Origin of the sequence: Streptomyces sp. DT2A-34, assembly GCF_030499515.1 — a bacterium.
In the GTDB taxonomy this organism is placed as follows: domain Bacteria; phylum Actinomycetota; class Actinomycetes; order Streptomycetales; family Streptomycetaceae; genus Streptomyces.
In genome coordinates, this window is sequence record NZ_JASTWJ010000001.1 from 329,742 (window position 1) to 351,266 (window position 21,525).

At 70.9% G+C, this 21,525-nt stretch carries 22 protein-coding genes and 3 pseudogenes; 14 read left to right on the top strand and 11 right to left on the bottom strand.

Annotation, left to right across the window (positions count from 1 at the left end):
• Window positions 1-32: 32 nt before the first annotated feature.
• Window positions 33-1,553, top strand: coding sequence for an alpha/beta fold hydrolase (locus tag QQM39_RS01545; RefSeq protein ID WP_301994755.1), 1,521 nt, complete (start codon window positions 33-35; stop codon window positions 1,551-1,553).
• A gap of 6 nt (window positions 1,554-1,559) precedes the next feature.
• Here QQM39_RS01545 and QQM39_RS01550 read toward each other — a convergent pair whose 3' ends face one another.
• Window positions 1,560-2,090, bottom strand: coding sequence for an SRPBCC family protein (locus QQM39_RS01550; protein WP_301994756.1), 531 nt, complete (start codon window positions 2,088-2,090; stop codon window positions 1,560-1,562).
• Window positions 2,087-2,449, bottom strand: coding sequence for a helix-turn-helix transcriptional regulator (locus QQM39_RS01555; protein WP_301994757.1), 363 nt, complete (start codon window positions 2,447-2,449; stop codon window positions 2,087-2,089). Before QQM39_RS01555 ends, QQM39_RS01550 begins: the two co-directional genes overlap by 4 nt.
• 101 nt (window positions 2,450-2,550) lie before the next feature.
• Here QQM39_RS01555 and QQM39_RS01560 point away from each other — a divergent pair, with 101 nt between their 5' ends.
• Genes QQM39_RS01560 through QQM39_RS01580 form a run of 5 tightly spaced genes read left to right on the top strand, consistent with a single transcriptional unit; the run spans window position 2,551 to window position 5,742 of the window.
• Window positions 2,551-3,564, top strand: a complete 1,014-nt coding sequence (locus tag QQM39_RS01560) for a Ppx/GppA family phosphatase (protein ID WP_301994758.1) — start codon at window positions 2,551-2,553, stop codon at window positions 3,562-3,564.
• Window positions 3,565-3,615: 51 nt separating this feature from the next.
• The gene (locus tag QQM39_RS01565) at window positions 3,616-3,807 is read left to right on the top strand and encodes a hypothetical protein (RefSeq protein WP_301994759.1); all 192 of its coding nucleotides are present in this window, start codon (window positions 3,616-3,618) and stop codon (window positions 3,805-3,807) included.
• Window positions 3,808-3,848: 41 nt separating this feature from the next.
• Complete coding sequence (locus QQM39_RS01570) at window positions 3,849-4,880, top strand: iron-containing redox enzyme family protein (RefSeq protein ID WP_301994760.1); 1,032 nt, start codon at window positions 3,849-3,851, stop codon at window positions 4,878-4,880.
• Complete coding sequence (locus tag QQM39_RS01575; protein WP_301994761.1) at window positions 4,881-5,555, top strand: HemK2/MTQ2 family protein methyltransferase; 675 nt, start codon at window positions 4,881-4,883, stop codon at window positions 5,553-5,555.
• A complete protein-coding gene (locus QQM39_RS01580; protein WP_301994762.1) occupies window positions 5,536-5,742 on the top strand; it encodes a CDGSH iron-sulfur domain-containing protein in 207 nt (68 codons plus the stop codon). The genes QQM39_RS01575 and QQM39_RS01580 overlap by 20 nt, the downstream gene beginning before the upstream one ends.
• Before the next feature lie 30 nt (window positions 5,743-5,772).
• On the opposite strand, the gene QQM39_RS01585 is transcribed toward QQM39_RS01580, so the two are convergent.
• Window positions 5,773-6,864 carry an amidinotransferase gene (locus QQM39_RS01585; RefSeq protein ID WP_301994763.1) on the bottom strand — a complete coding sequence of 364 codons (1,092 nt, stop codon included), beginning with the start codon at window positions 6,862-6,864 and terminating at the stop codon, window positions 5,773-5,775.
• A gap of 261 nt (window positions 6,865-7,125) precedes the next feature.
• On the opposite strand from QQM39_RS01585, the gene QQM39_RS01590 reads away from it, so the two are divergent.
• Window positions 7,126-7,494, top strand: coding sequence for an STAS domain-containing protein (locus tag QQM39_RS01590; RefSeq protein ID WP_302003441.1), 369 nt, complete (start codon window positions 7,126-7,128; stop codon window positions 7,492-7,494).
• Window positions 7,495-7,643: 149 nt separating this feature from the next.
• On the opposite strand, the gene QQM39_RS01595 is transcribed toward QQM39_RS01590, so the two are convergent.
• Window positions 7,644-8,078, bottom strand: a complete 435-nt coding sequence (locus QQM39_RS01595; RefSeq protein ID WP_301994764.1) for a protease inhibitor — start codon at window positions 8,076-8,078, stop codon at window positions 7,644-7,646.
• 337 nt (window positions 8,079-8,415) lie between these two features.
• Here QQM39_RS01595 and QQM39_RS01600 point away from each other — a divergent pair, with 337 nt between their 5' ends.
• The 5 genes and pseudogenes from QQM39_RS01600 to QQM39_RS01620 all read left to right on the top strand — a co-directional run bounded on the left by QQM39_RS01600 (window position 8,416) and on the right by QQM39_RS01620 (window position 13,814).
• The gene (locus tag QQM39_RS01600) at window positions 8,416-8,967 is read left to right on the top strand and encodes a hypothetical protein (protein WP_301994765.1); all 552 of its coding nucleotides are present in this window, start codon (window positions 8,416-8,418) and stop codon (window positions 8,965-8,967) included.
• Window positions 8,968-9,245: 278 nt separating this feature from the next.
• Entirely contained in the window at window positions 9,246-10,799 is a 1,554-nt protein-coding gene (locus tag QQM39_RS01605; protein ID WP_301994766.1) for a cytosine permease, read from the top strand.
• Window positions 10,796-11,487: pseudogene (locus tag QQM39_RS01610) on the top strand (alpha/beta fold hydrolase). Before QQM39_RS01605 ends, QQM39_RS01610 begins: the two are co-directional and overlap by 4 nt.
• A 75-nt stretch (window positions 11,488-11,562) precedes the next feature.
• Window positions 11,563-12,732: a lactate 2-monooxygenase gene (locus tag QQM39_RS01615; RefSeq protein ID WP_301994767.1), complete on the top strand. Its 1,170-nt coding sequence runs from the start codon at window positions 11,563-11,565 to the stop codon at window positions 12,730-12,732.
• Window positions 12,729-13,814, top strand: a complete 1,086-nt coding sequence (locus QQM39_RS01620; protein ID WP_301994768.1) for a 2-hydroxyacid dehydrogenase — start codon at window positions 12,729-12,731, stop codon at window positions 13,812-13,814. Before QQM39_RS01615 ends, QQM39_RS01620 begins: the two co-directional genes overlap by 4 nt.
• Before the next feature lie 134 nt (window positions 13,815-13,948).
• Here QQM39_RS01620 and QQM39_RS01625 read toward each other — a convergent pair whose 3' ends face one another.
• The 3 genes from QQM39_RS01625 to QQM39_RS01635 form a co-directional block, all read right to left on the bottom strand.
• Window positions 13,949-15,562 carry an RICIN domain-containing protein gene (locus tag QQM39_RS01625; protein WP_301994769.1) on the bottom strand — a complete coding sequence of 538 codons (1,614 nt, stop codon included), beginning with the start codon at window positions 15,560-15,562 and terminating at the stop codon, window positions 13,949-13,951.
• Window positions 15,563-15,913: 351 nt separating this feature from the next.
• The gene (locus QQM39_RS01630; protein ID WP_128435748.1) at window positions 15,914-16,291 is read right to left on the bottom strand and encodes a toxin Doc; all 378 of its coding nucleotides are present in this window, start codon (window positions 16,289-16,291) and stop codon (window positions 15,914-15,916) included.
• Window positions 16,292-16,294: 3 nt separating this feature from the next.
• Entirely contained in the window at window positions 16,295-16,540 is a 246-nt protein-coding gene (locus tag QQM39_RS01635) for a hypothetical protein (RefSeq protein WP_048578995.1), read from the bottom strand.
• A 208-nt stretch (window positions 16,541-16,748) separates the two neighbouring features.
• Here QQM39_RS01635 and QQM39_RS01640 point away from each other — a divergent pair.
• Window positions 16,749-17,658: pseudogene (locus tag QQM39_RS01640) on the top strand (sigma factor-like helix-turn-helix DNA-binding protein); the annotation flags it as partial.
• A gap of 28 nt (window positions 17,659-17,686) precedes the next feature.
• On the opposite strand, the gene QQM39_RS01645 reads toward QQM39_RS01640, so the two are convergent.
• Window positions 17,687-18,889, bottom strand: coding sequence for an IS110 family transposase (locus QQM39_RS01645; protein WP_302003442.1), 1,203 nt, complete (start codon window positions 18,887-18,889; stop codon window positions 17,687-17,689).
• Between the two features lie 244 nt (window positions 18,890-19,133).
• On the opposite strand from QQM39_RS01645, the pseudogene QQM39_RS01650 reads away from it, so the two are divergent.
• Window positions 19,134-20,037: pseudogene (locus QQM39_RS01650) on the top strand (cytochrome bc complex cytochrome b subunit); the annotation flags it as partial.
• 84 nt (window positions 20,038-20,121) lie between these two features.
• Here QQM39_RS01650 and QQM39_RS01655 read toward each other — a convergent pair.
• The 3 genes from QQM39_RS01655 to QQM39_RS01665 all read right to left on the bottom strand — a co-directional run bounded on the left by QQM39_RS01655 (window position 20,122) and on the right by QQM39_RS01665 (window position 21,501).
• Window positions 20,122-20,253: a hypothetical protein gene (locus QQM39_RS01655; RefSeq protein WP_301994770.1), complete on the bottom strand. Its 132-nt coding sequence runs from the start codon at window positions 20,251-20,253 to the stop codon at window positions 20,122-20,124.
• Window positions 20,254-20,356: 103 nt separating this feature from the next.
• On the bottom strand, window positions 20,357-20,860 hold the full coding sequence (locus QQM39_RS01660) for a hypothetical protein (RefSeq protein WP_301994771.1): 504 nt from the start codon (window positions 20,858-20,860) through the stop codon (window positions 20,357-20,359).
• 41 nt (window positions 20,861-20,901) lie between these two features.
• Window positions 20,902-21,501 (bottom strand): caspase family protein, encoded by a 600-nt coding sequence (locus tag QQM39_RS01665; RefSeq protein ID WP_301994772.1) that lies wholly within the window; start codon window positions 21,499-21,501, stop codon window positions 20,902-20,904.
• Between the last annotated feature and the right edge of the window lie 24 nt (window positions 21,502-21,525).

Genomic DNA, 21,525 nt, shown 5'->3' on the forward strand with positions numbered 1-21,525 from the left:
ATCCGTTTCGCAGGACGCTCGGGAAGGACTTCATGCGGCCGATCATCAGAGCGCTCACCGCAGCGCTCACCGCCGGATTACTCGCCGGGGTGTCGATGCCGGGCGCGGCGTCGGCGCACTCCAGCAGTCATGACAGCAACTCGACAACACAGAAGGCGATCGACTGGAAACCATGCGCCCAGGACGCCACGGCGGAGTGCGGGACCCTGCGCCTGCCTGTCGACTGGGCACGCCCGTCGGGCGAGACGTTCGATCTCGCGGTGGGCCGTCGCAAGGCGACCGATCCGGATCGCCGCGTCGGGGTGCTGTTGGTCAACCCGGGCGGGCCGGGCGCCTCGGGTGTGAACTTCGCCGTGGCGGACGCCAAGTCCCACTTCGGTCCCGACATCCAGGAGCGGTTCGACATCGTCGGGTTCGACCCCCGGGGCGTCGGCGCCAGCCATCCGGTGAAGTGCTCCACCGAACTGCTGCGCCAACAGCCGTCGGTCTACCCCCGCGACCAGGCGGAGTTCGATCGACTCGCCGAGTTCAACCGCGCGTTGCGCGAGGACTGCCGGCGGCACACCGGTCCGCTCTTCGACCACGCCGACACCTTGAGCGTCGTCCGGGACATGGACGCGCTCCGTGGGGCGCTGGGCGAGGAGAAGATCAACTACTTCGGCCACTCCTACGGCACGCTGATCGGCGAGCAGTACGCGGAGGAGTACGGCGACCGCATCCGGACCATGGCCCTCACCGCGAACATCGACCACAGCCTCGGCGCCCGCGAGTTCCTCGTCTCCTCCGCGGCCGCCGCCGAGGACTCGTTCCACCAGTTCGTGAAGTGGTGCGACCGCACCAGCTCCTGCGCCCTGCACGGCCGGGACGTCACCGCCGTATGGGACCGCCTGCTCGCCAGGGCGGACCGGGGGGAGATACGCGATCCGGAGAGTCCGGAGCGGTTCCTGACCGCGCACAAGATCGCGTTCGACGTCTTCATGAAGTTCTACGGCCCGCGCTGGGACGAGCTGGCCACCTATGTGGCAGGCCTCGACGCACAGGAACCGGACGCACGGCAGCGGTCCGAGCAACCCCGGCAGGACCGGTCGCCGCTGCCGCGGGAAGCGGACCAGCAGACGACGGCGGAGCCGTTCTACGCGGTCTTCTGCCAGGACTGGCGCATCCGGGCGAAGGACCACCAGGAGTACGCCGAGCTGACCCGGGCCGAGTCGGCGGCCGCGCCGCACATGCGCGGTTCACCGCGCGTGCACCCCGCGGTGGCGGGGTGCATCGGCTGGCCCGACGAGGTGAACAACCCGCAGCACCGTCTGCGCATCACCAAGGCACCCAAGATCCTCATGCTGCACTCACGGCACGACCCGGCGAACCACTTCACATGGGCGGCCAATGTCCACCGGCAGACCAGGGGTACGACCGTCCTGCTGCCGTACGAGGGCGCGGGACACAGCGTCTACCGGCGCAGCGACTGCACCCGTGACGCCGTGGACGACTACCTCACGGAGCTGAGCATCCCGAGCGCCGGGAGCAGTTGCGCAGCCGCCGGGACGAACTGATCGCGCTCAGGCGTCCAAGCCCGGGACCGGGGCGCCGGAGGGGACGTCGGCGGATACATAGCCGTCGTAGAACTCCTTCCACGGCGCGTCGGCCCCGGCGTGCGCTCCCTCGAAGCGCTCCCCGCGCACGTGCGCGTCGAGGGCGGCCAGGCAGACCTCCCAGCCGGCGCTGTTGCGGGCGGCGGTGTTCTCGGCGACGAGGATGTTGGTGAGGGTGAAGCGGGTGCGCCCGTCGTCCAGGGCCTCCAGGTCGAAGTGCAGTTCGTCGCCGCCCCACTCGAAGGACAGGTGCCGGGGCTCGTCGACGGCGATCACCCGGCCCGTGGAGTCCTCCATGTTCGGGTCGCCGCTGAACCTGATGGTGCCGCCGGGGCGCAGCTCGATCTCGGCGCGGGACGGGAACCAGTGGGCCAGTTCGTCGGCGTCGGTCAGGAACCGCCAGACGCGCTCGACGGGATGGTCGTAGGTACGGCTGAAGCGGACGGCCGGGCGGCCGTCGTCCAGGGTCAGAAAGGTGCCGGTGAGGTCGGCGGTCATGGTGGATCAGTCCTTCGTGGTGGATTCCTCGGGGTGTGCGCCGTGTCGTCCGACATCTCGTCGAGTCGGCGGCCCAGGGCGTCCAGGCTGCGGTTCCAGAGCTCGCGGTACGGGGCCAGCCAGGCGTCGAGTTCGGCGATCGGGGCGGGATCGAGGGCGTAGACGCGGCGCTGGGCATCCTGCCGCACCCGCACCAGACCCGCCTCCCGGAGCACCTTCAGATGCTTCGACGTACTCGGCTGGCTCAGCCCGCATGCCTCCACGATCTCCCCGACGGGCCGCGGCCGCTCCAGCAGGAGCGCGACGATGGCCCGCCGGTGGGGATCGGCGAGGGCGCTCCAGAGCGAGGCGTCGGACATGGCTCCAATATGCCTCTGCGGTTATATTCCAGTCAAGGAATGTAAAGCCCCGCTCCTGTGCGCCCCCATTGCTCCCGCCCTGAAACGGGTACTGGCGACGCATGCGAATCAGCGTCGTGGATGCAGGCTCGAACACGGTCCGACTGGTGGTGGCCGATGCGGAGGACGGGGTACCGCTGCCCGTTCACACCGAGAAATGGCGGCTGCGGCTGTCCCAGCAGGTCAGGCCCGGGGACAGCATCCCCGAGGAGGCGGTCGAGCAATTGGTCGGCGCGGTCGCCGCCGCGAGCCGGACCGCGACCAGATGGGGCGCCACCGCTCCCCTGGCCTTCGCGACCGCCGTGGTGCGCGGCGCGCCGAACCGCCAGGAGGTGGTGCGTACCGTGCGCACGCGGACGGGGGTGAGTCTGTGCATCCTGCCGGGCGAGGTCGAGGCCGAGCTCACCTTCCTCGGGGCGCGGCGGTGGATGGGCTGGCGGTCGGGGCCGCTCGCCCTGCTGGACATCGGCGGCGGCTCGCTCGAAGTGGCCTTCGGTCGTGGCCGGTTACCGGACTTCGTGGCGTCGCTGCCGCTCGGCGCGGCACGGCTGACCCATGAGTTCTTCGCCGACGAGGACCCGCCGGCGACGCGCCAGGTGCGGGCGCTGCGCCGCAAGGTCCGCCATCAGCTGCGGGACGTCGCGGCCCGGATCCGCTGGGAGGGGCCGCACACGGCGACCGCCACCTCGCGTACGTTCCAGCAGCTGGGCCGCCTGTGCGGGGCCGCACCGGGTCGGCACGGGCCGTTCATGGAACGGCAGTTGGCGCGTTCGGAACTGCGTGAGGCCATCGGGCGCCTGGCCGTGCTGCCCGCCGCCGAGCGCGCCCTGCTGCCCGGCATCTCCGCACCGCGCGCCGCCCAGAGCCTGGCCGGCGCGGTGGTCGCGCACACGGCGATGAAGCTGACCGGCCTCAGTACGGTGACGATCTGTCCGTGGGCGATCCGCGAAGGGATCATGCTGCGGCACATCGAGGACGGCGCGTCCTGGTGGGCGGAGATCAGCCGCCTCAACGACGAGGCCGTTCCGTCCGACCCGGTGCCCCTGCGGATCGCGAGCGCGCCCGCGACCAGCTGACCGCACGAAGGGCCCACGGCACGCAACCGCCCGACGACGGAAGGAGACCCCGTGACCGACGGCAAGAAGGAGCACAAGGAGCACGAGGAGCACCCCGAGACGGCGTTCGAAGAGGTCATCGACGAGATCGCCGACGCCGAGCACCGCACCCGGGACTCCGCCGAGCAGCGCCGCCGCAGGGGCGAGGCCGGCGATGCCATCACCCCCAACACGCGCGCCCAGGAGGAGTCCGAGGGCGAGTGACCGGGGCGGGTGGCCCGGCGCCCCACGGGTACTCGGCGGTCATGACACACGACCTCCGCCCGGCGCATGGCGGCGAAGGGCCCCCGCTGCCGACGGCGCGGGGCCCCGTCTCCGCTGCCGTCGAGGAGTATCTGCGGGGTGCGGGCCCGCCGCCCCGGCACCGGGATGTCGCGGGCGCGGCCGTCTACGGCGACGACCTTCAGCTGGCCCTCTACCTCTGCTACGAACTGCACTACCGCGGTTTCGCCGGCGTTCCCGAGTCCCTCGAGTGGGACCCGGACCTGCTGCGCGTCCGCGCCGCGCTGGAACACCGCTTCCTGACCGCGCTGCGCGCGGACGTGCCCGCTCACGACAGCGTCGAGGACGCGCTGGCCGACCTCCTCGTGGAACCCGTCGACGGCACGGGAGTCAGTCACTTCCTGTGCGCCGAGGGCGAGTTGTGGCACGTGCGCGAGTACGCGGCCCAGCGCTCCCTGTACCACCTCAAGGAGGCGGACCCGCACGCCTGGGTGCTGCCCCGGCTGTGGGGCAGGGCCAAGTCGGGCATGGCGGCGGTGGAGTTCGACGAGTACGGCGGCGGCCGGCCCGAACGCGTCCACGCGCGCCTCTTCGCCGACCTGATGACGGACCTCGACCTGGACACGACATACGGGCGCTATCTCGACACGGCGACCGCGGAGGCCCTGGCCACGGTCAATCTGATGTCCCTGCTCGGCCTGCACCGGGCGCTGCGCGGAGCTCTCGTCGGCCATTTCGCGGCGGTCGAGATCACCTCGTCACCGGCCTCACGGCGCCTGGCCGAGGCGATGCGCCGCACGGGTGCCGGGCCCGCCGCCGAGCACTTCTACGACGAGCATGTCGAGGCGGACGCGGTGCACGAGCAGGTCGTACGCCATGACGTCATCGGCGGCCTGCTCGCCGAGGAGCCGCACCTCGCCCCGGACGTCGCCTTCGGCATCGACGTCACCGGATATCTGGAGGACCGCCTCGCCGACCGGCTGCTCGGCTCCTGGCGCGCGGGCCGGTCGTCGCTGCGCACGCCCCCGCGGTCCGAAATACCCCTTACTTTGTGAATGCCGGGGTACCCGGGGCCGGTGAAGACACTGGTGCCTCCGGGCGTCTACGCCCCTCAGGAAGACACCGCCCTGCTCGTCGGCGCCCTGCACGACGAGCCGCTGCCCGACGGTGCGCACGTCCTCGACGTGGGGACCGGTTCGGGCGCGCTGGCGATCGAAGCCGCTCGACGCGGCACGCAGGTGACCGCGGTGGACGTGTCCTGGCGGGCGGTGTGCGCGGCGCGGCTGAACACCCGGCTGGCCGGGCTCGATGTCCGCATCCGGCACGGCAACCTCTTCGCCCCGGTGCGGGGGCAGTCGTTCGACCTCATCCTGGCCAATCCGCCGTACGTACCCGCGCCGGACACGGGACGCGCCCCGCACGGTGCGGCCCGGTCCTGGGACGCGGGCCAGGACGGACGGCTCCTCCTCGACCGGATCTGCCGGGAGGCCCCGGCCCTGCTGCGCCCCGGCGGCGTTCTCCTCGTCGTGCACTCGGCGCTCAGCTGCCCCGGCCGGACCCTGACGCACCTGCGCGGGGCAGGGCTGAAGGCATCCGTGACGCGGCGTCGGGTGATCCCGTTCGGCCCCGTGCTGCGGTCGCGGGAGAGCTGGCTGCGAGAGCGCGGCCTGCTGAGCGCCCCGGACCACAGGGAGGAACTGGTGGTCGTCCGTGCCGAACTCCCCGTCTGACGAACCGCGCCGCATCAAGGTCCAGCGCCAGGGTCCCCTCTTGGTGGAGGGCCCGGTGGAGGTGGAGCTGGAGGACGGCACGATCGTCACGTCCGACCGCTTCCGCGTCGCCCTGTGCACCTGCCGCCGCAGCCGCCGCTACCCGTGGTGCGACACCAGCCACCGCGACCGGTCCAAGGATCGGTGAGCCGGTCGATCAGGTCGATCAGTGAGCCGGTCAGTCGAAGTACGACTCGAGCGTGCCGCGGCGCCGGATGTCGAGCGTCGCGCAGTGGAACGAGCCGCCGAACGGCGCGTAGTGCAGCAGGTCGCACGGGATCGGCTCGAAGCCCCACTGTTCGAGCGCGCGCAGCATGCCGGTGTGGTGGCGCTCGGCGATCACTCGTTTCTCGTCGACCATCAGCACGTTCATGCTGAGCCATTTGCCGCACATCGAGGTGACCCTGAGCACCCGGTCGTCGATCGGATCGGGCTCGGGAGCGACCAGGACGTCCCAGGACCTCAGGACGTCGGGCAGGCGGTCGACGTCGACGTACTCGGGATTGACCAGCACCTTGCCGGGTGCGAGCAGGACGAAGGTCGTGTCGATGTGCATGGGCGTGCGGCAGCGGCTCTCGATCTCGTGGATGCGGTAGCCGGCCCCGAGATGGCGGCGCAACCACTCGATGCCCGTCCGATTCGTGACATTGCTCCGCGTGACGAACAGATCGCGACCGGCGCGCACGAAATCCGCGGCATCGAAGACCGGCTCGAACTCGGTGAGGATGTAGCGCATGGGCTCGCCGGGCTCGGGCGCACGGAAACCCGGCTCGAACAGCTCGTCGGTGAGCTGCGGCTTCGGCGCCGCCGTCCAGCGCGCGCCGCGCCGGAAGTAGTCCTTGAGGATCGGGCGATAGGAGTGGGTCTCGAAATACCGGCACGGCCATGCCATCGGGGTCTCGATGATCTCGTCGCCGATCACGAGCAGGCTGTCACGCGGACAGGTGTTGCAGAAACCGCGCGACGACCAGTGCGGGGTACCGAAGCGTTGCCTGTGGTCGACCGGGTCGGGGCGCCTGACCGTGACGTCGAGGGACCGCAGGAGAGCGATGAACTGTTCGAGTTCGTCCTGTGCCCGCTCGATCAGCACGCGCGGATACCTGAAGCCGCCTGCCAGCCCCAGCAACCGCCCCGTCCATGTCGGGACGTTGCAGGCCACGACCGGATGACGGGACGGGATCGTCGCGCGGTCGAGACGCCCGACGACGATTTCCTCCAGCGGGTCCCACTCGTTGTGCGAGTTGACCGGCGAAACAAGATGTTCCTCCACAGCACCGCCGAGTACCCCGTACCCGCTTGGTCACTCATAGTGGCCAAGCAAAGCCGTCGATCCGCGATCGACAACACAGGGGAAGAGTCAACCGCCGCAAGTGACATTCACCAGGTCGAGTGAACCAGATCTTGCGCGTGGCGCCGCAGGGATGCCCACCCTCGCCCCCGGGTAACAACCCTGATCGAATGCGCCCTTTTCCGAGGTGGAGCGGACATGACGCCGGACGCCGACGACCGCGCCCCCCATCCGACCGAGGACATGGCCGCGGCCCCCTTCCGGTCCGTGCCGCCCCCGGCGAACGCCCATGCCCGCACGCGCAGATGCGGCCCGTTCACCGTGGTCGAGGTCGTGGGTGAGATCGATCTGGCGACGGCGGCGCTTCTCGCCGAGCATCTGGACGCGGCGACGGCGAGGCCGGAGTCGGACGTGGTGGTCGATCTGCGGCGGGTCGACTTCCTCGACTGCTCGGGACTGCGTGTCCTGTGCCGGGCCGAGAGGCGGGCCAGGGACCGTGGCGGCCGTCTCCGGGTCGTCTCCGACGCGCCGCGGATCCGGCGGCTGCTGCACGGCGCGGGCCTGCTGGGCCGTTTCGCGCCCTTGCCGCGGATCCCCGGGGAAAGCGGGTGACCTCGTAGCGGTCCGAGGTGTCGGCCGGGCGGCCCCACTCCGCCCGGCCGACCCCCGATGCGAGATCGCAGAGGGCCCCTCGGCACGGCTCGTACTCCCCATCCGCGAGCCTTTGCCGAACTGCACGGGGACCGTGCGATCCCGGTCCTTTAGAACGCGAAGAGACTCGTGGTGTACGAGCCCTTCACGCACTCGTTGGCGAAGGTGCGCTCATAGGAGACCCGCTTGCCCTGCCACACACCGTCGACGGTGACGATCACGGGGTCGTACTGCTTGGTGCACAGCATGCCGTCCCGGGCCGTCAGGGCCTCGAAGTTCCCGCCCACACCGCGCAGTTCGGCACAGGCCGAGGCGGAGTCGGGATGGGTGCCCGAGGGCGTCGGGGAACAGCTCAGGGTGACCGCGCGCACCGGGGTGGTCATGGTGGCGCTGTCACCGTGGGCCACGGTGAGCACCAGGGCCGAGGGTGCGTAGAGCGAGGCGGGGGCGGCGTCCGGGGTGGCCAGGGCGGACCCGGTGAGGGGTCCGCAGACGGCGGTGGCCGTGAGGCCGAGGGTCGCTGCCCAGCGCGCGGTGTTCCGCATTGTGTGCATCCTTCCGCTCGAGTTGAGGGTGTGCCGGCTCCGGCGCGATCGGTGCCGGAGCGACGAGCGGGAGTCTGCCGACTCCGCCGCCGAAACTCACATCGACACCACGGGTTTCAGTAACCTTGCGTATTGAATCAGTGGCGTGAAGTAACGGACTTCGAACGTTCCAATGCCGGAACTTGGCGGCTCTTGATCGTTCCAAGTCGCCGAGTGGCCGGATACCGCACGCTCAGCAATAGGCCTGAAACATTCCGGTTGGGCCCTCCGGTTGAGCTCTCGGCTTACTCGGCCGCTGTCCCTTGTGTTCGTGGACGGGCGGAGTAATCGTCATTACATGATTACCAACGAACAACGAGAGAAGCTGCGCGGCTGGTTCGCCGGCCGTCTGCCCGACGACCTCTTCGAGGACCTGGCCGAGGTGACGGTCGACCGCGAGGAGATCACCGTGATCGGCCGCATCCCCGCACCCCACCTGGCCGAGAACGTCTCGGCCGCCGAACGGGAGGCGGCCGTGGAGGGCCGGATCCAGGAGTTCCGGGAGCGCACCCGGGAGACCCGGATCGGGGTGGCCCGCGAGGCGGAGCACCGGTTCCGCCGGAAGGTCTCCTGGGGAGTGGAGTGCGACGGCGAGCGCGCCCTGTTCACCCACATCGCCGCCCCGGTGATGACCCGGCTGCGTCAGCCCGAACGGCAAGTCCTCGACACCCTGATCGCCGGCGGGGTCGCCCGCAGCCGCAGTGACGCCCTCGCCTGGTGCGTACGGCTGGTCCAGCGGCACACGGACGACTGGCTCACCGAGCTGCGCGAGTCCCTGGAGAACGTCCAGCGGGTGCGGGCACAGGGGCCGGACACGGAGCGGGAGGGCACACCCACGGACACCGACTGATGGAGGATTCGTCCACTGACAGCACCGAAGAGGGATGAACCGTCCTCTGGTGCGGATCCTGCGCTGCGCCATACCGTCTGCAGACCCCCGAGAGGACGGCATCCTCGCTGCCCGCACACCCCAGCGGCAGACACCGGCCGTCGGCCCCGCCGCGCCACAACGCGCTCCACCGCCCCGCCCACGCTGGAGCCCCCTTGCCCCCGCAGTCACCGCAGTCACCGCAGTCACCGCAGTCACCCCAGGCTTCGTTCTCCGAACCCTCCTCCCCCACTCCCTCCTTGACCGAGGTCGAGACCCACGGCGTCGACCGCATCCCGGACGCCGAGCGCACCGCGACCCCGCTCGATCTGTTCCGCCTCGCGTTCGGCGGCGCCAACACCTTCTCCACCTGCGTGCTCGGCGCCTTCCCCATCCTGTTCGGCCTCTCCTTCTGGCAGGGCCTCGCGGCCACGCTCCTCGGGGTCGTCGCGGGCGCGCTGATCCTGTGCCCGATGGCGGTGTTCGGACCGGTCAACGGCACCAACAACGCCGTCTCGTCCTCGGCGCACCTCGGCGTCCACGGCCGCGTGGTCGGCTCCTTCCTGTCCCTGCTGACGGCGGTCGCGTTCTTCTCCCTCTCGGTGTGGAGCTCAGGCGACGCCCTGGTCGGCGGCGCACACCGGCTCTTCGGCCTGCAGCGCGGTGCGCTGTCGTACGTCGTGGCGTACGCCCTGTTCGCGGGCCTGGTCCTCGCGGTGTGCGTGTACGGCTTCCGCTTCATGCTGTTCGTCAACAAGATCGCCGTGCCCTCGGCGAGCGTGCTTTTCCTGGTCGGCGCGATCGCGTTCGCCGGCGACTTCGACCCGTCGTACGCGGGCGTCTTCACGGACTCCGCGGACGCGGCCACCCGGTCGCTGTTCTGGCCGTCGTTCATCGGCGCGGCCCTGATCGTGCTGTCCAACCCCGTCTCGTTCGGGGCGTTCCTCGGCGACTGGTCGCGCTACATCCCGGCGAGCACCCCGCGCCGCAAGGTGATCGGCGCCGCGTTCCTGTCGCAGCTCGCGACGCTGCTGCCGTTCGTCTTCGGCCTGGCGACCGCGAGCATCATCGCCACGAAGGTCCCGGACTACGTCGATCCGGCGGCGCCCGACTTCGTGGGCGGGCTGCTGGCGATCTCACCGGGCTGGTACTTCCTGCCGGTGTGTCTGCTGGCGCTGGTCGGCGGTATGGCGACGGGGACGACCGCGCTGTACGGGACCGGGCTCGACTTCTCCTCGGTGTTCCCGCGGCTGTCCCGGGTGCAGGCGACGCTGCTGGTCGGCGCGTTGTCGATCGCGTTCATCTTCGTCGGGCGGTTCGGACTCGACCTGGTGCAGTCGATCTCGACCTTCGCCACCATGATCATCACCTGCACCACGCCGTGGATGGTCGTGATGATGCTGGGCTACTGGACCCGGCGCGGCTGGTACGACCCCGACGCCCTGCAGGTCTTCAACCGCCGTCAGCGCGGCGGCCGTTACTGGTTCGCGCACGGCTGGAACTGGCGCGGCATGACCGCCTGGTGGGTGGCGGCACTGGTCGGCGTGCTGTTCACCAACATCCCGGGGCAGTTCGTCGGGCCGCTGGGCGATCTCGCGGGCGGCGTCGACATCAGCCTGCCGTTGTCGCTGGTCGCGGCGGCGGTGCTGTTCCTGACGCTGCTGCGGCTGTTCCCCGAGCCTCGGGCGGTGTACGGGCCGCAGGGTGCGCGGCTGGTCCGTACCGTCGAGGTACCCGTGCCGCCGATCACGGGCCCGGGTGCTTCGGGCGACGACGAGTCGTTGTCAGACCCATCGGCTACGTTGCGGGCATGACCAACTTCGTACTGGTGGCAGGGACATGGCTCGGGGCGTGGGCGTGGGACGAGGTGGCTGCCGAGCTGCGCGAGGCCGGGCATGGCGTGCATCCGCTGACGCTGTCCGGTCTCGCGGAGAAACAGGGCGTGCCGACCGGGCAGCAGACACACGTCGAGGACATCGTCGCCGAGGTGGAACGCCTCGATCTGCCCGACGTCGTCCTTGTCGGGCACAGCTACGCGGGCGTCCCGGTCGGGCAGGCGGCCCAGCGGATCGGTGACCGGCTGACCCGTGTGGTGTTCGTCGACGCCATGGTCCCGGTCGACGGCGAGTCGTCCCTCTCGGGCTGGCCGAGCGAGCCGGTGCGGGAGGCGATCGCCGCGACCGGCTTCTGGCCGCCGTTGACCGCGCCCGACTACGCGGGACAGGGCCTGACGGACGAGCAGATCGCCCGGATCGTGAGCGGCTCGACCCCGCACCGGGCGCCACGGCGACCGAACCGGCCGTGCTGACCGGTGACCTCGGCGAGCTTCCGGCGACGTACATCAAGTGCCTGCTCGACGGCGACGAGCCGATGCCCGCCGCGGCCGCGCTCCTCAAGAGCGACCAGTGGGAGCTGGTCGAGATGGACACCGGCCACTGGCCGATGTTCTCCCAGCCGCGCGAACTGGCGCGCCTCCTGCACGAGTCGGCGGCCAGACCCTGACCCTACCGTCCTGCCTACTGGTCGGTATGGTCGGCGTACTGCGCGTTCTCAGCGACGAGAGGCGGGATGTACGGCATGGCGAAGCACTGGGCGGACTTTCAGTACGAGATCTATCTGAACGGGATGACGGGGGCCGTCCCCCGGCTACCCACCGATCTGACCCGGCTGGAGGAGCTGACCGAGCAGCGCCTCGGGCCCGGTCCCGTCGGCTATGTGGCGGGCAGCGCGGGCGACGGCAGCACCGCCCGCGCCAACCGGGCGGCGCTGCGGCGGCGCCGGATCGTGCCGCGCATGCTGCGGGACGTGCACGAACGGGACCTGTCCGTCGAGGTGTTGGGGCGCTCCCTGCCCGCTCCGCTGGCGCTGGCGCCGGTCGGCGTGCTGTCGATCATGCACCCGGACGCCGAGTGCGCGGCCGCCCGGGCCGCGGCGGCGCAGGGCGTGCCGTTCACCCTCTCCTCGGCGGCCGGCACACCCATGGAGCAGGTGGCGGAGGCGATGGGCGACGCCGAGCGCTGGTTCCAGCTGTACTGGCCGAAGGACCCGGAGGTGGGCCGGAGTTTCCTGAACCGGGCCAAGGCGGCCGGGTTCAGCACGCTCGTCGTCACCCTGGACACGCCGATGCTGGCGTGGCGGCCCCGCGATCTCGACCAGGCGTATCTGCCGTTCCTGCACGGCGTGGGCACCGCCAACTACTTCTCCGACCCGGCCTTCCAGGCGGGCCTGGCCAAGCCGGTGCACGAGGATCCCAACGCAGCCGTGATGCACTTCGTCGGCATGTTCGCGGACCCCGCCAAGACCTGGCCGGACCTGGCGTTCCTGCGCGAGCACTGGGACGGCCCGATCGTCCTGAAGGGCATCCTGCACCCGGACGACGCCCGTGCGGCCGCCGACGCCGGGATGGACGGGGTCGTCGTCTCCAACCACGGCGGCCGCCAGCTGGCCGGCTCCATCGGCGCGGCGGACGCCCTGCCCCGGGTCGTGGAGGCGGTCGGCGACCGGCTGACCGTGCTGTTCGACAGCGGCATCCGCACCGGCGACGACATCTTCAAGGCGCTCGCGCTGGGCGCGCGGGCGGTGCTCGTCGGGCGGCCGTACGCGTACGGGCTCGGCCTCGACGGACAGGCGGGCGTCGAGCACGTGATCCGCTGCCTGCTCGCCGAACTCGACCTCACCCTGGCCCTGTCCGGGCACGCCACCCCCGCCACGATCGGCCCCGCCGACCTCACCGAGGAATCCGCATGACCGTCACGAAGAACGTCCTCGCCGTCATCTCGCCCCATGTGGGCGGTCGTGACATCGGCGCCGGCCTCGCCACGCTCTTCCCCGAGGGGGCGGAGGTCACCGTCGTCGAGGTGGCCGACGAGGACCCGGCCGCCCTGCGCGCCGCGCACGTCGTCATCACCGCGCTCGCGCCGGTCACCGCCGAACACCTCGCCGCCGCGCCGGGGTTGGAGCTGGTGCAGTGCGCGAGCCACGGCTTCGACTACGTCGACGTGGACGCGGCGCGCGAGCGCGGAGTGCGCGTGTGCAACATCGGCTCCAGCGGTGCCGAGGCGCAGAACGTGGCCGAGCAGACCTTCGCCCTCATGCTCGCCCTGGCCAAGCAGCTGGTCCCCGCGCACACCGCGCTCGTCGAGGCCGACTGGGCACTGCCCCGGCTGCGGCACTCGCTGACCGAACTGTGCGGCAAGACGCTCGGCATCGTCGGCCTGGGCCAGATCGGGCGGCAGGTCGCGCGCCGCGCGGTCGCGTTCGACATGAGCGTCGTCTACGCCGGGCGACGCCGGCTGCCGCCGGAGACGGAGGCCGAGTTCGGCGGTGCCCGCCATGTCCCGCTCGACGAACTGCTGCGCACCGCCGACTACGTCTCCCTGCACGCCCCGCTCACCGACGAGACGCGGAACCTGCTGAACGGCGAGCGGCTGGCGCTCCTCAAGCCGTCGGCGTTCGTGATCAACACCGCGCGGGGCGCCCTGATCGACCAGGACGCCCTCGCGGACGCACTGGAGAAGGGTGCCCTGGCCGGGGCGGGCATCGACGTCTTCGACCCCGAACCGCCCACCCCGGCCCTGCGCCTGCTCCGCGCCCCGAACGTGGTGCTCTCCCCACACGCCGGCGGCGTCACCCGCGAGACCCTCGTCCGCATCGCCCTGGCCGCCGTCCAGAACGTGACCGCGTTCCTGTCGGGCGGGGCACCGCGGGATGTCGTGAACCAGGCCGGGGTTCCCGGCCGGTCGCGGGTCTCCCGGACGCCGAGGCGAGGCCCGCATGTCGAGCCCGTCCCGCCCGTCACCCCGGCGGAAGCCGGTGGCGGCGGGCGGTAACGCAGCCTCTTCGTCTCCGCTGCGGCCGACAGCGCACGCAAAAGCGGTCGCCGCCGACCGGTCCGAAGAAGCCGGCCACGAAGAAGCCGGCCCCCGCCGCCACGCCGCCTGCCGGTAGCGACCACGCCTTACGCCTACGCGTCCTCCTCCGCCAACCCCACCGCCCGAGCCCCCGGCGTCCCGCTCTGCGCGCTCGACAGCGACCCGGGGCTCGCCGACGCCACCGGATCGGTCAGCCAGCGCTGTTCGTCGGAGCCGTCGCGGACCTTGACGACGATGTCGGCGCCCGCGTCCGCCGCGGTGAAGGTGACGGCGAGCTGCTCGTCCCAGCGGGGCAGCAACTCGCCCTGCACGGTGAGGTCGTAGCGCACGTCGTCGGCCCGCTTCGAGTCGTCGTCGACGCACTTGCCGAGGATCACCACACCGGCGTCCACGTGCGAGTCGAGGCACAGGTCGGGGTCCGCCACGCTGCGCAGCAGGCCGTCCTTCTCGTACGACCACTGCTGGGTGTCGTCCGAGGAGCACTCGGCCAGCTCGGTCCCGGCCCCGGCCTTCGGCTCGCCCCGGATGTCGAGGCACAGCTCGGCGTCGGCGTTGCGCAGCCTCGTCTGCCGCGGTGCGTTGGGGAGCTGGGCCGTGCCGGGCGGGGAAGAGGAGACCGCGGGGGGCACCTGGGATCCGGTGCCGCCACCCGTGGCGGAGGCGGCCGGGTCGGCCCCGTCGTCGTCCGACAGCAGCCCGGCCGCGAGCATGATCGCGATCAGCCCAACGGAGGCCACTCCCACTCCCGTGAGCAACGTCCGGGAGCGCGGTCCGCCGGGCGCCCTGCGCACCTGTGCGGGGATCCGCGGCAGCAGCCGACGCCGTCCGGCACCGTGCCGGGCGGCGCCTTGGGTGCGGGGTCCGTCGCCCTGGGTACGGCCGGGTCTGGTGTCCAGATAGCGGCGCGCGCCCCAGCCGAGCACCGCCTCGGCGATGAGCACACCCAACCCGCCCTCGAAATGGCTCAGTTGTTCGGCGGCGTTGCGGCAGTAGCGGCACCCGGTCAGATGCTGCTGGACATCCGGCAGCAGGGCCCCACCCCGGCGAATCGGGACGTCGAGGAGGCGGTTGTAGAAGCGGCAATCCTTCGTCGGCGCGAGTTCCCGATGGGCATGTACACAACCTTCGCGGAATTTATCACGCGCCTGTTCGAGCGCGGCCGCGGCCGTAACGGTATCCATGCCCAGCAGACCGGCGGGGACGCTTAACGGCTCGGCCTCGACCTCGGTGTGCCAGAGCAGACACCGGGCAAGTCCCGGAAGCGCCTGGAATGACCGATCGGCGAGCTTCCGATTTTCGGGCGTCATGGACTTCGCGGTACGCATACCGCGACCGCCCGCGGGTTTCTCCAGCTCCGGCATCACGCCCGATATTCGGTCCTCGGCGGACCACTGCCGGACCACGTCCCGGACGGCCACGAGCAGCCGGGGACGCAGCGCGGCGGCCGGTTCGCCCAGCGCCAGGCGATCGAGGACCTGGTGGAAGGCGGCAGCGGTGACCATGTCGGCGATGTCCGCCGGGGAGGCGAGACAGATCACCGCGTATTCGTGGACCGGTTGCCAGTGCCGCGCCATGAGCAGCGCGACGGACGGAGCGGCCTCACCGTCCGGACGGCCCCGCAGCCGGGCGGCGAGACCCTCGTCGGATTCCTCGGGAACCCCGGCGGGCGGGGGGTAAGGAGGGCGAGGGGGGTGGGGGGTGGGCACTGAACGGATTCCTTCCCACGCGCATGACTCAGAAGTTCCGGTCGCCGAAAAGGAGAGCGACTTGGTGTGTACCTCTTCGACGCGAGCGCGGGGAGCGCGAATTTCACCAACGTCCATCCGCCCGGTTCCCCACGGAACGAATGAGCCCGGCCTTTTCCCACCCCCCACGGGTAGTTCACCCTTGCACAGCACACCAATGGCCAACAAGGCACTTGGGCAACATCCGCACCTTTGAAAGAGGGTCAGATACCGCGGCGACTCTCCACATCGGCACGAGCTTTCGACATTCCATGTGCCCGGTGTGAAACTCGCGCGCGCCCCCGCGTAGTCGGTACGCCGGTCCGGCCGGCCTCAGATCTGCCAGGAGCGCAGCCGGTCGGCCGCGCCGTACACATCGACCTTGCCGGAGATCAGGTCACGGGCCAGGTCGACGAGAGCCCCATAGGGCGGGTCGATGCCCACGCCGCTGACGAACATGTAGGCCACCGCGGACGCGCAGGCGAACCGGGCGTTGGCCGAGGGAAGCGGCTTGAGCAGGGCGAGGGTGTGCAGCAGCGCCGCGGCCCGCCAGGCCGGGTCGGAGTCGACACCCAGGCGGGGCGGGTCCACGCGATGTCGGGCGACGGCGGCGACCAACGCGGAGAAGTCGTTGATCGTGGGCTGGTCCGGCAGGACCTCTTCGTGACGCTGGAGCAGCCAGGGCACGTCGATATGGATCACGGGTGCCATCGGTCAGGCGGCCCGTCCCTCGCCCTTGGCGGACGGTTCGTCGTCGGGGAAGGCGGCCGCGAACTCGTCGGCGTGCGACGCGAAGAACCGGCGGAACGCCTCGGCGCCCTCCTGCAGCGCCCGATGCCGCGCTATGTCGGCCGCTGCGGCCTCGCGCACGAGCGCCTTCATCGACGTACCGCGTTCCTTGGCGATCTGCCGCAGGTCCTCTAGCTCGCGGTCGCTGAACTCCACGTTGAGAGCTGGCATGCCCTTCACGGTACCGCTCGGGTACTCGACCGTAAATACGCGCAGGTCAAGTGTGATGTACGCCGGTACCAGGGGATGCGGAACGGGACGTCGGAGACGAGGCCGCGCCCGGCGTCATCGAGACGTGGGTCACCTTCGACCGTGGGATGTCACATTCCGGTCCCCGCCGGGCCTCGCAGTAGTGAGCGCGCACCGGGAGGCCCACCGCATGTCCGACATCCCCATGACCGTCACCGCCGACGCGACCGGCGTCTTCGTCGAGCACCGTGAGCTGATGTTCGGCTCGTCTACCACATGCTCGGCAGCGTCGCCGACACCGAGGACGTACTGCGGGAGACCTGGCTGTCGTGGTCGGTGCGAGGCGGGGGCTCGCCGCTCGACGGGATCGCCGACCGCGGGCGTACCTCGTGCGGATCGCCGTGAACCACGCGCTGGCGCGGCGGGCCGCGATCAGCCGCCGCTGGGAGACGTACGTCGGCCCGTGGCTGCCCGAGCCGCTGGTCACGGACAGCGAGGACGACGGCGCCGGCGCCCCCGCCCTGCGCGCCGAGTCCGTGTCGCCGGCGATGCTGGTCGTCCTGGAGTCGCTGTCGCCGCTGGAGCGCGCGGTGTTCGTGCTGCACGAGGTGTTCGGGTACCCGCACCCGGAGATCGCGGAGATCATCGACCGCAGCCCGGCGGCCGTACGGCAGCCGGCGCATCGCGCGCGGGGGCATGTGCACGCTCGGCGGCCGCTGTACGAGGCTCATCCGCGGGTGCGGCGGGAGGCGACCGAGCGGTTCGTGCGGGCCGCGGTGGGCGGGGACATCGCCGCGCTGATGGAGATCCTCGCGCCGGACGTGACGGTGTGGACGGACGCCGGCGGCAAGCGCAGGCGGGCGGGGCTGCGTCCCGTGCACGGCCGGGACAAGGCGGTCCGGCCGCTCGGCTCGTACGCGAGCCGGGGCGGCGGGGCGGGCCACCTGGAGCTGCGATACCGGCGGGTCAACGGCGACGACGCGGCGGTGCTGTTCGAGGGCGCGGAGCCGTACGCCGTCCTGGTCCTGGACCTCACGCCGGACGGCGAGCGGGTGCCCGGTGTCTATGTCGTCAGCAACCCCGACAAGCTGACGCACGTGCGCGGGGGGGGTGCCCCTATGGGTTTCGTCAAGCTGATGGGGCGGGTTGGGGGTCGTAGAAGGTGCCGTCGCGGAGCATCGCGAAGAGCACGTCGGCTCGTCGTCTCGCGAGGCAGAGGAGGGCTTGGGTGTGGTGTTTTCCCTGGCTGATCTTCTTGTCGTAGTAGGTCCGGGAGGCCGGGTCGGCCAGAGCCGCGAACGCGGACAGGAAGAAGGCCCGTTTGAGCTGCTTGTTTCCGCGGCGGGATGGTTGTTCGCCGCGGATCGAGGAGCCAGAACTGCGGGTTGTGGGGGCGAGGCCGGCGTAGGCGGCGAGGTGGGCGGCGGTCGGGAACGAACGGCCGTCGCCGACGTCGATGAGGATGCGGGCTCCGGTCCTGACGCCGATCCCCGGCATGGACGTCAGGACCTTGGAAAGAGGGTGGTTCTCCAGCAGTTCCTCGATCCGGGTGGCCAAGAGTTTCCGCTGGTCAAGCACCGCTCGGAGCGAGTTGGCGAGGCTGGGGACGATCAGAGCGGCCGCGTCGGTGCCCGGGACGACGACGGTCTGTTCGTCCAGTGCGGTGAAGATGTCCTCGACGAGCCGCTCGGCCATCCGCGGTGCCTTCGGGCGTATCAACGCAATGAGCCGTCGGCGTCCGGCTTTGCGGATCTGGGCCGGGGAGCCGAACTGGTCGAGGAGCTTGAGCACGGCCGGGTGTTGGACGCGTGGGCCCAGGATCCGTTCCAGCGACGGGTGGATCTGGGTGAGCAGGCCCCGCAGGCGGTTGCTGATGCGGGTTGCTTCGCCGGCCAGGTCGTCGTCGAAGCCGACGATCATCTCCAGCTCGGCGATGGTCTCGTCCTGGAGGTCGACCGAGCGGAGCGTGTGAGGCATGACGCGGGCCGCGTCTGCGATGACGAACGCGTCGCGGGCATCTGTCTTGGCCTCGCCGGGATAGAGGTCGGCGATCCGCCGCATCGTCAGGCCGGGCAGATAGGCGACCGGGCAGCCCATGTCCCGGGCCACCGCCAGCGGCAGAGCCCCGATCGAGGCCGGCTGGTCGACCACCACGAGCACGGTCCCGTGCTTGGCCTGCAGTTTGCCGAACACTTCGCGGAGCTTCGGCTCGCTGTTGGGCAGCCGCTTGTCGAAGGCCTTCTTCCCGGCCGGGGTGACGGCGGTGGCGTGGTGTTCGCCCTTGCCGACGTCCAGGCCGAGGAAAGCGCCGATGTCACTGACGTCGATCACGTGCGTCCTTCGGTCGTCCTCGCCCGGCCGTCCCACGGCACCGATCGCCACATCCACATTACGAAGAGCCTCCCGACCTGCGAAGAAGCCGGTGGTCATGCCCCTAATCAGCGGTCTGTCGATGCCTCCGGAGCCGGTGACACCACCCCCCAAGACATGCGATCGACAGGGGGAGAAAGTCATGCCAACTCCGAAGGCCGGGCGCCCCATTGCGGGGCTACCAAAAAGGTAATGGGGGGGAGGCGTGAGCGCCCGTGAGCTGCCCGGCCGGGGTGAGCGGGTCGCGGACTGGTTCGACGGCCGACTCGGCATCCACTCCCTCGGCCGGCGGTATCTGCGCAAGGTCTTCCCGGACCACTGGTCCTTCCTGCTCGGCGAGGTCTGCCTGTACAGCTTCGTCGTCCTGATCCTGACGGGCGTGTACCTCACCTTCTTCTTCCACCCCTCGATGAACGAGGTGACGTACCACGGCAGTTACCTCCCCCTCAACGGCGTCCGCATGTCCGAGGCGTACGCCTCCACGCTGGACATCAACTTCGACGTGCGGGGCGGGCTGCTGATGCGGCAGCTGCACCACTGGGCGGCGCTGGTCTTCGTCGCCGGGATGCTCACGCACATGACGCGGCACTTCTTCACGGGGTCGTTCCGCAAGCCACGGGAGATCAACTGGCTGTTCGGCTGGTCCCTGCTGTTCCTCGGCCTGTTCGAGGGCCTGTTCGGCTACTCGCTGCCGGACGACCTGCTGTCCGGGACGGGCCTGCGGTTCGTGAACGGCGCGCTGCTGTCCGTTCCGATCGTCGGGACGTATCTGTCGATGTTCCTGTTCGGCGGCGAGTTCCCGGGCCATGACATCGTGGCCCGCTTCTACTCCCTTCTACTCCCTGCACATCCTGGTGATCCCCGGCATCATGGCGGCGCTGGTCGTGGCGCACGTGCTGCTGGTCGTGTACCACAAGCACACCCAGTTCACGGGCCCCGGACGCACCGAACGCAATGTCGTCGGCGCCCCGTTCATGCCGGTGTACCTGGCCAAGGCGGGCGGCTTCTTCTTCCTGCTCTTCGGCGTCCTCGCCCTCATGGCGGCGGTGGCGACGATCAACCCGGTCTGGACGTACGGCCCTTACCGCGCCGACCAGGTCTCCACGGGACAGAGCAGTCGGAGCAGGTCGTCATCGAGTCGGTGACGGCTCAGGTGCCGGCCCGTGGTTCCGTGGTCCCGGACCGGATTGCGGTCAGCCTCCCTCACTGCCGCCCCGGGTGCTGAACGACCGGTCGACGCTGTCGAGCAGCACGTCCACCGCGGGCAGCGCCGCGTGGCTGGCCTGGGGGAGGTCCTCCAGCGTCAGATGGGACAGACGGGGCAACCAGGAGTCGACGCTCGCGGACTCCGCCGCTTCACGGGGCTCGTACAGGGGGCCCGATGCTAAGGGACCGACAGCCGGTATGTATAAGCGGCGTGACCGCGCATCAGGCCCCATGCCGGTGCGGCGGCCCTGCCATCTCGACGATCAGCCCGTGCACCCGCTCGGCCTCGGGCCCGCCTCCCGCGCACAGGAGCACAGCCTCCGCCAACTCCCTGAGCGCTCCGGGCCGCCGCGCACAGACGCGCAGGATGCTGATCGTGTCCAGGCGCGGGCGGCTGTGCCGTGGGATGGCCGCCCGGACGCCGATCCTGAGCAGCCCCAGGATCTCCTCCCGCCCCTGCGGTTGCACGAACTCCTCGACCGCCAGCAGGGCGTCCGTCAGGGTGCGCAGGCGGTCCGGGGTGAGGTCGGTGAGCTGCTCGGGGCCGCCTCCGTCGGCGTGGCCGAGGGACAGGAGCTGGCCCTCGTCGCCGTCCCAGGTGCGTGACCAGACGTAGGTGGGTGTCTGCTGCGCCAGGCCCGCGGCGCGCAGGTGGGTGAAGCGGTCGCGCAGGCGGTCCATCACCGCGCCGGGGTCCGGTGGCCAGCCGGCGCTGTCGGTGAGCACGGCCAGGGCCTCACGGCTGAACAGGCCGGTGCGGGAGGGGTTCAGGTTCGCGGCGGCCTCGCGGGGCGTACGGCGAAGAGTACGGCCTGGTCGCGTGCGGTCACCGGGCTCGCGGCTCCGTAGTCCTCGTGCGGGAGCAGGCGCCGCGTCCGCCACGGGTCGCGCAGGCTCTGGCAGGCGTCGACGAGCCAGATCTGCCGGGGATGGTCCGGCGCGGAGCGGTAGTACGTCAGGAGGGCGTCGAAGTCCAGGTTGAGCGGGTCGTGCACGGTGGCGTCCGCGTAGAGGAGCCGGCGGCGTCCCTCGGCGTCCACCACACCGTGGCCGCCCCACACGACCCACAGCAGGTCGCTCGGCGCCGCCGTGACGGTTCTCAGCAGGGTGCGGTGCACGGTGGCGCGGTCGGCGGGCAGGACGGTGTACGGCAGGTCGTCCGCCTTGGGACCGTTTTCGGGCGGCGGGGACAGCAGTGCGGTGATCCGCTCGGGCGGCACACCTCGGGACATGAACCACCGCGCGAACCGCAGCGCGTCGGCCACGGGGCCGTCGAGATCCCACCCCGCTCCCGCCTCGTAGCGGTCGATGCCCACGACCACGACGGTCGTGCGGCGCGGGTCGGCCCGCGGAGCCGGCGAGTTCATACCCTCAGTGTGCCGCCCGAGCGG

Excerpts from the sequence above, each read along its gene's own strand:
- QQM39_RS01545 (WP_301994755.1), top strand. The coding sequence starts at position 33 with ATGCGGCCGATCATCAGAGCGCTCACCGCAGCGCTCACCGCCGGATTA.
- QQM39_RS01550 (WP_301994756.1), bottom strand. The coding sequence starts at position 2,090 with ATGACCGCCGACCTCACCGGCACCTTTCTGACCCTGGACGACGGCCGC.
- QQM39_RS01555 (WP_301994757.1), bottom strand. The coding sequence starts at position 2,449 with ATGTCCGACGCCTCGCTCTGGAGCGCCCTCGCCGATCCCCACCGGCGG.
- QQM39_RS01560 (WP_301994758.1), top strand. The coding sequence starts at position 2,551 with ATGCGAATCAGCGTCGTGGATGCAGGCTCGAACACGGTCCGACTGGTG.
- QQM39_RS01570 (WP_301994760.1), top strand. The coding sequence starts at position 3,849 with ATGACACACGACCTCCGCCCGGCGCATGGCGGCGAAGGGCCCCCGCTG.
- QQM39_RS01575 (WP_301994761.1), top strand. The coding sequence starts at position 4,881 with ATGCCGGGGTACCCGGGGCCGGTGAAGACACTGGTGCCTCCGGGCGTC.
- QQM39_RS01590 (WP_302003441.1), top strand. The coding sequence starts at position 7,126 with ATGGCCGCGGCCCCCTTCCGGTCCGTGCCGCCCCCGGCGAACGCCCAT.
- QQM39_RS01595 (WP_301994764.1), bottom strand. The coding sequence starts at position 8,078 with ATGCGGAACACCGCGCGCTGGGCAGCGACCCTCGGCCTCACGGCCACC.
- QQM39_RS01600 (WP_301994765.1), top strand. The coding sequence starts at position 8,416 with ATGATTACCAACGAACAACGAGAGAAGCTGCGCGGCTGGTTCGCCGGC.
- QQM39_RS01615 (WP_301994767.1), top strand. The coding sequence starts at position 11,563 with ATGGCGAAGCACTGGGCGGACTTTCAGTACGAGATCTATCTGAACGGG.
- QQM39_RS01620 (WP_301994768.1), top strand. The coding sequence starts at position 12,729 with ATGACCGTCACGAAGAACGTCCTCGCCGTCATCTCGCCCCATGTGGGC.
- QQM39_RS01630 (WP_128435748.1), bottom strand. The coding sequence starts at position 16,291 with ATGGCACCCGTGATCCATATCGACGTGCCCTGGCTGCTCCAGCGTCAC.
- QQM39_RS01635 (WP_048578995.1), bottom strand. The coding sequence starts at position 16,540 with ATGCCAGCTCTCAACGTGGAGTTCAGCGACCGCGAGCTAGAGGACCTG.
- QQM39_RS01665 (WP_301994772.1), bottom strand. The coding sequence starts at position 21,501 with ATGAACTCGCCGGCTCCGCGGGCCGACCCGCGCCGCACGACCGTCGTG.